The 6660-nt window shown below is 33.4% G+C and carries 4 protein-coding genes and 1 rRNA gene; 3 read left to right on the top strand and 2 right to left on the bottom strand.

The annotated features are described in order from the left end of the window. Positions 1-75, top strand: a 5S ribosomal RNA gene (gene rrf, locus GKG01_RS05050); the annotation flags it as partial. A gap of 878 nt (positions 76-953) precedes the next feature. Here rrf and GKG01_RS05045 read toward each other — a convergent pair. Beyond that, the gene (locus tag GKG01_RS05045) at positions 954-1559 is read right to left on the bottom strand and encodes a hypothetical protein (protein ID WP_094206785.1); all 606 of its coding nucleotides are present in this window, start codon (positions 1557-1559) and stop codon (positions 954-956) included. A gap of 215 nt (positions 1560-1774) precedes the next feature. Between GKG01_RS05045 and GKG01_RS05040 the strand changes: the two genes are divergently transcribed. Together GKG01_RS05040 and GKG01_RS05035 are read left to right on the top strand one after the other, a co-directional pair. Then, positions 1775-3703: an oligopeptide transporter, OPT family gene (locus tag GKG01_RS05040; RefSeq protein ID WP_094206786.1), complete on the top strand. Its 1929-nt coding sequence runs from the start codon at positions 1775-1777 to the stop codon at positions 3701-3703. Then, positions 3690-4034 (top strand): PqqD family protein, encoded by a 345-nt coding sequence (locus GKG01_RS05035; RefSeq protein WP_094223186.1) that lies wholly within the window; start codon positions 3690-3692, stop codon positions 4032-4034. Before GKG01_RS05040 ends, GKG01_RS05035 begins: the two co-directional genes overlap by 14 nt. Positions 4035-5891: 1857 nt before the next feature. On the opposite strand, the gene GKG01_RS05030 is transcribed toward GKG01_RS05035, so the two are convergent. Beyond that, positions 5892-6581: a DUF554 domain-containing protein gene (locus GKG01_RS05030; protein ID WP_094206788.1), complete on the bottom strand. Its 690-nt coding sequence runs from the start codon at positions 6579-6581 to the stop codon at positions 5892-5894. Positions 6582-6660 lie beyond the last annotated feature (79 nt).

Genomic DNA, 6660 nt, shown 5'->3' with positions numbered 1-6660 from the left:
AACACAGAAGTTAAGCCTCTTAACGCCGATGGTACTACGATGGAAACGTCGTGGGAGAGTAGGTAGTCGCCAAACAATTAAGGTCTAGTGATGACAATGTCCGCTAGGTCTTTTTTTGTGCGTTCTTTTAACTATATTAAGATAGAAAATGGTTTATATAATTCGCTATATAAAAGTTGCAAGATAAACATAGGTAATGAAATAAGCAAACATCTCGCACGAATATCCAGACTACGAAAATAAATAAATTCTAAGCTTGTGAACCTAAAATCGCAAACTCGCTAACGCTCAAACAGTGCGATTTTTAACGGTTCCCTTCGCTTGAATTTATGATTATTTTCTCCGTATGATATTCTTAGCGTCGATTGTTTGCTGGAGGTTTCGATGTGTAGAGTATTGCAGGATATACATAGGTTGAGACCATAGCAAACATCTCGCACGAATATCTAGACTACGAAAATAAATAAATACTAAGCTTGTGAACCTAAAATTGTGAACTCGTGCTAAACACTCAAACAGCACAATTTTTAACGGTTCCCTTCGCTTGAATTTATGATTATTTTCTCCGTATGATATTCTTAGCTTCGATTGTTTGCTCGAAGGTTTCGATGTGTAGAGTATTGCAGGATATACATAGGTTGAGACCATAGCAAACATCTCGCACGAATATCTAGACTACGAAAATAAATAAATACTAAGCTTGTGAACCTAAAATTGTGAACTCGTGCTAAACACTCAAACAGCACAATTTTTAACGGTTCCCTTCGCTTGAATTTATGATTATTTTCTCCGTATGATATTCTTAGCGTCGATTGTTTGCTTTAAGGTTTCGCAAGATTTTGGAATTGCAAGACAAGGTGGAAAATTGGTAGTGAATATCACTAGACTTGGGGAGAACAGAGGAAGAAATGGATAAAATGATAGCCACTAGATTTCTAGTGGCTAGGTGTTCATTATTTTGCTTTGATTACAAGTTGTTGGTTTGGTCTTTGTAATTTTGCGTTTATGTCTTGTGGTAGGTCGATTTTTGCTTCTTTTCCTGCAGTTTCTAAGTTTACTACGTATTTTATTGCGTCGTGTTCTTCTTGTTCTTCAACTTGTGCTGCTTTACCATTTACATTGATTTTTGGTGCTTGTAAGTTCAAGATTGTTTTTGCTTTTTCTGATGATTTTAAGTCTTCTGGAATTTGTACGATGAAGTTTAATGTTTTAGGCATTTCTGCTACTTCAACTGTTGTTTCTTGTGCTAATTCTTGATCATCAGCTGTCAATTTGTATGCGATTGTGTTTGTTAATACTTTTTGCAATTGTTCGTTTGTCATTTCAGCTGTTAGGTCGTTTACTAATACTTTTGAGCTGTATCCTTGTTCTTGTTCTTGAATTTTTGCATTTAATTCTTTGATTTTGTTGTTAGCGTCGTTTAAGTTTTCGATAGCAAATTTTTTGTCTGTTTCTACTTCTTTTAATTTGCTTTCTAATTCTGATCCTTTTTGATTAGAACATGATGCTAATACAACCATTGATAATACTAATAATACTGTTAAAAATTTCTTTTTCATAATTCCCTCCAATTAATTTATTCCAACTCTTTTATTATACTATTATTTTGGGAAAATTCAAACTAATTTAGTAGAAAAGTTCAGATATTTGGTCATAAATATTTTTATAATTATTTGAGTATTTAAGTGTAAAGCAATAAATATTATTGACAAAATAAATTCAATTTGGTATAATGATTTTGTTAATTTATATATATAAAAAGGAGGGTATATTTATGAGTAACAATAATAATGACTTTAAGCCTTTTATTTCGGCCGATAAGGTCTTGCCAGAGCTTACACCATTCTCTATTATTTTCGGTATTATCATGGCAATTGTATTTGGTGGAGCTAATGCATATTTAGGTCTTAGAGTTGGCTTGACAGTTTCTGCATCAATTCCTGCTGCAGTTATTTCAATGGGAGTTATCAGATTGATTTTCAAGAGGGATTCTATTTTGGAAAACAACATCGTTCAAACTATAGGTTCCGCAGGGGAATCAGTTGCCGCAGGTGCTATCTTTACAATGCCAGCATTATTTATTTGGATGAAGGAATGGAATGAACCAGCTCCATCATTAATCGAAATAGGGGTTATTACTCTTATTGGTGGTTTACTAGGGGTTTTATTCATGGTTCCGTTGAGAAATGCTTTAATAGTTAAGGAACATGGGGTTATTCCATATCCAGAAGGAACTGCTTGTGCAGAAGTTTTATTAGCAGGTGAAGAAGGTGGATCCAAGGCTAAGCTTGTATTCAAGGGTTTAGGTTTGGCTGCTGTATACAAATTCTTTGCTGATGGTTTGAAGATTTTCCCATCTTCATTATCAAAAGAAATTACAGTTAAATCTTTCTCAGGTGCTGGTATCGGTATCGACCCACTTCCATCTTTGGTAGGTGTTGGTTATATATGTGGTCCTAAGATTTCTGGATATATGCTAAGTGGTGCAACTTTAGGTTGGTTAGTTATTATGCCACTTATGAAATTATTCGGTGGAGACAACATAATCGGTGCTGCAGATAAGGCTATTTCTGCTATGACTGTAAAAGATATTTGGGGTACTTATTTAAGATATATAGGAGCTGGTGCTGTAGCTACTGGTGGTATTATATCTTTAATTAAATCATTGCCACTTATTATCAGAACTTTCAGAGATGCTATGAAAGACTACAAATCACAAGGTTTGGGTACAGATTCAGTTCTTCGTACTGAAAAAGATTTGAGTATGAAATTCATAGGAATAGCTATTCTTGCTATCGCAGTTGTAATGGCTGTTTTACCAATTATTCCAGTTGGTCCTATTGGTTCAATTATTATCGTTGTATTTGGTTTCTTCTTTGCAACTGTATCATCTCGTTTGGTTGGTCTTATTGGATCTTCTAACAACCCAGTTTCTGGTATGACTATTGCGGCTTTATTAATAACTTCATTATTAATCAAAGCTATGGGAAATACTGGTCACGATGGTATGATGATGGCAATTTCAATTGGTACTGTAATCTGTGTTATCGCTGCTATTTCAGGGGATACTTCACAAGACTTAAAGACTGGTTTCTTGGTTGGAGCTACTCCATACAAACAACAAATCGGTGAATTAATCGGTGTTGCTGTATCTGCACTTGTAATCGGAGCTATTTTATGGTTATTAGATTCATCTTGGGGATATGGTTCAGAAGAACTTCCTGCACCACAAGGTATGTTGATGAAACTTATAATCGAAGGTGTAATGGGTGGATCACTTCCTTGGGGATTAGTTTTCGCGGGAGCATTCATTGCAGTTGTTGTTGAAATTTTAGGAATTCCAGTTTTACCATTTGCAGTAGGTTTGTATTTGCCAATCAACACTTCTACAGCAATCATGACTGGTGGTTTAATCAGATTATTTGTTGACAAGAGAAAAGTTAAAAACGAAGAATTAAGAAAAGAACAAGAAGAAAATGGTGTATTGTTCACATCTGGATTTATTGCAGGTGAAGGTGTTGTAGGTATTTTACTTGCTGCATTTGCTATAATCAAAGTAGGAGACAAAACATTAAGTGAAGTTCTTGATTTATCTTCAAAATTCAACATTGGCACAATTGGATCAATTATAGTATTCATATTGTTATTAGCAGTTCTAGTTAGAACTTGTATTAAGAACGTAAATACTAATGAAGCGAAATAAAAATTTCCTAGAATTTATTCCTGAGGTCAATGACAAGATAGAGTTTTATGAAAAAGATGATCTTGTGTATTTAGTAAAAAAACACAATCATATTTTTGATAAGATTGCTCAAAAGATGTTCTTCACACCAAAAGAATCCAACATCAAGCTTGAAAGTTACGGTAGTGATGTTTTCAGGATGATTGATGGAAAGAGTAACATTATAGAAATTGGGAATAAATTAAAAGAACAATACGGAGATGAGGTAGAACCTCTATATGAGAGACTATCTCAATTCATACAAATTTTATACAACAATGATATTGTTAAACTCAAAAAGAAGTCTGAATAAGGCTTCTTTTTTTATAGGGAGAAATATGGAAATAGGCAAAGAAATTCGCAAGACAACAGTTGCAGGATACACGTAGGGCAAAAATCAAAGCAAACATCTTGCACGAATTACTTGCAAGACGCATCTTACGCAAACATCTTGCATGAATATCTTGGGGAAAATTTAATGTTCTCAATCGCTCAGCCTCACTTCAGAAATCTTCTTTTAAGAAAATTTAACTGAAGATTTCATCGTTCGAAGCGTCGCTCATAAGAAGCATTAAATTTTATATGATGATATTCTTAGCTTCGATTGTTTGCTCGAAGGTTTCGCTGATTTTGAGATTGCGGGTAAAGGATAGAAAATGGTAAAAATAAATTCGATAGACAACAGTTGCTTGACACAGACAGGTCAGAAAGTAAGCAAACATCTCGCACGAATATCTAGACTACGAAAATAAATAAATTCTAAGCTTGTGAAACTAAAATTGTGAACTCGTGCTACGCACTCAGACAGCACAATTTTTTAACGGTTCCCTTCGCTTGAATTTATGATTATTTTCTCCGTATGATATTCTTAGATTCGATTGTTTGCTCGAAGGTTTCGCGACGTCATGGATTGCAGGACGAGGTTAGAGAATGGTAAAAAGAATTTCGATAGGCGACAGTTGCAAGACACACTTAAGGAAAAATTGTCGCAAACATCTTGCACGAATATCTAGACTACGAAAATAAATAAATTCTAAGCTTGTGAACCTAAAATTGTGAACTCGTGCTACGCACTCAAACAGCACAATTTTTTAACGGTTCCCTTCTCTTGAATTTATAATTATTTTCTCCGTATGATATCCTTAGCTTCGATTGTTTGCTTTAAGGTTTCGTAGGATTTACAGTTGCAAGGCATACGTAGGTCAAAAAGTAAGCAAACATCTTGCACGAATATCTAGACTACGAAAATAAATAAATTCTAAGCTTGTGAACCTAAAAATGTGAACTCGTGCTATGCACTCAAACAGCACAATTTTTTAACGGTTCCCTTCGCTTGAATTTATGATTATTTTCTCCGTATGATATTCTTAGCTTCGATTGTTTGCTTGAAGGTTTCGCGGCGTCAGGGATTGCAGGACAAGGTTAGAGAGTTGTGTTGGGGTTTCGCTAGACAAAAATGGCAAGACATGGGTAGGTTGGAGATGAAAAATAAAAAACAAGGGAAATGAAGCAATTAACAAAAATTGAGATAGTCCTCTTTAAAAATTACGGGGGAGGAAAATGAAAGAAAATGGACACAAAAAAATAAGAGTCATTTTCCATCTTCTGAAACAACTCTTATTTTCCGAGCAAACTGCACTTAAACTGAAATTTTGGTTCGATCATTTCCTTATCCACTCCTTAATAGTAATCTATCAGATAAACTTGCTTTTCAAGATATAACGAATCAATCTTTAAATCTTTAATTAACTAAAGTTTTCGATACTTAGGATAAAATTTTAAATTTTAATGTTTTAAGTTTAAATGTTTAAAGGTTCTAGTTTTATTTGTCTTCAAATAAAACGGGTAGTATTCCTGCATTTTTTGTTTATATATCCTTTTCATCGGAATCAATAAACTAAAGTAACAGTTCTGCTCTACAATTTAGATATCTTTTATTGTAATATATATATACCCACTGAAAAATGTTTTAAACACTTTTTTGAAGTTTTTTTGAAAAATATTTAAAAAAATTTGAAAAAAATTGATTTTGTTTTAAATTTCTCGAAATGAGGTATAATAAAAAAAACACATGATTTAAAATCATGCGCATATAAGAAAGGAGTAAGGGGAGTCAACTCTGGAAAATTTTGAAGGCATGAGAGTTTTCCCCTCTAACTTGTTAACTAATTTAGATGTGAAGTAATTGTTTGATGATAAACCAAAATATTGGAATAAATATTGCTGGAATGTAATCCATGATTTTGAATTTTTTGATTTCTAGCATATCTATACCAAGTAGGACTATCAACAATGATCCTACTACGGAGATGTTTTCAATTACTTCTGGTACCAAGACTTTGCTTAGTGATGTTGATAATAAAAATATTAGTGTGTTCATCACAAGTCCAACAACGCCTGACAGTGCAACTGTGAATCCGTATGTTGCTGAGAACAAAAATGTTGTGATACCGTCTAATATTATTTTAAATTGCATTATGTCAGCGGATCCGCTTAATCCTAAATTCAATGGAGCAAGGATTGCCAATGATCCGATATTTTGTAGCATTATTAATGCAATAGCGCCTTTCATGGACGATCCAGATGAGTCTGGAACTTTGTTTTGTAAATACTCTACAAGGTTGGCTAATTTCTTGTCCAAATCAAGACCGTTACCTATTATAGCACCGATAACTAAGGAAATCAACATAAAAATAAAATTATTTGTTTTGACACTTCCTTGGATTCCCATTATTAATATACAAACGGCGACAACGTCCATTATGCTTTTTATTAGTTTTTTTGGTAGGAAAGATTTCAAAAGTCTTCCCAAAAGGGCTGCGACTGCAACCGCTACAACATTTATTAATATGTAAAACATCATAATCCTCCACGAAATATGATAATATATTTTATTCAATTTGTAAAGTAATATTTTTATTAATTAACAATGTAATATT

Source organism: Finegoldia sp. BIOML-A4, from assembly GCF_009679635.1.
Taxonomy (GTDB): Bacteria; Bacillota; Clostridia; order Tissierellales; family Peptoniphilaceae; genus Finegoldia; species Finegoldia magna.
Note: the sequence above shows the minus strand (reverse complement) of the source record. Positions and strands in the feature narration are given on the sequence as shown.

Excerpts from the sequence above, each read along its gene's own strand:
- GKG01_RS05045 (WP_094206785.1), bottom strand. The coding sequence starts at position 1,559 with ATGAAAAAGAAATTTTTAACAGTATTATTAGTATTATCAATGGTTGTA.
- GKG01_RS05040 (WP_094206786.1), top strand. The coding sequence starts at position 1,775 with ATGAGTAACAATAATAATGACTTTAAGCCTTTTATTTCGGCCGATAAG.
- GKG01_RS05035 (WP_094223186.1), top strand. The coding sequence starts at position 3,690 with ATGAAGCGAAATAAAAATTTCCTAGAATTTATTCCTGAGGTCAATGAC.
- GKG01_RS05030 (WP_094206788.1), bottom strand. The coding sequence starts at position 6,581 with ATGTTTTACATATTAATAAATGTTGTAGCGGTTGCAGTCGCAGCCCTT.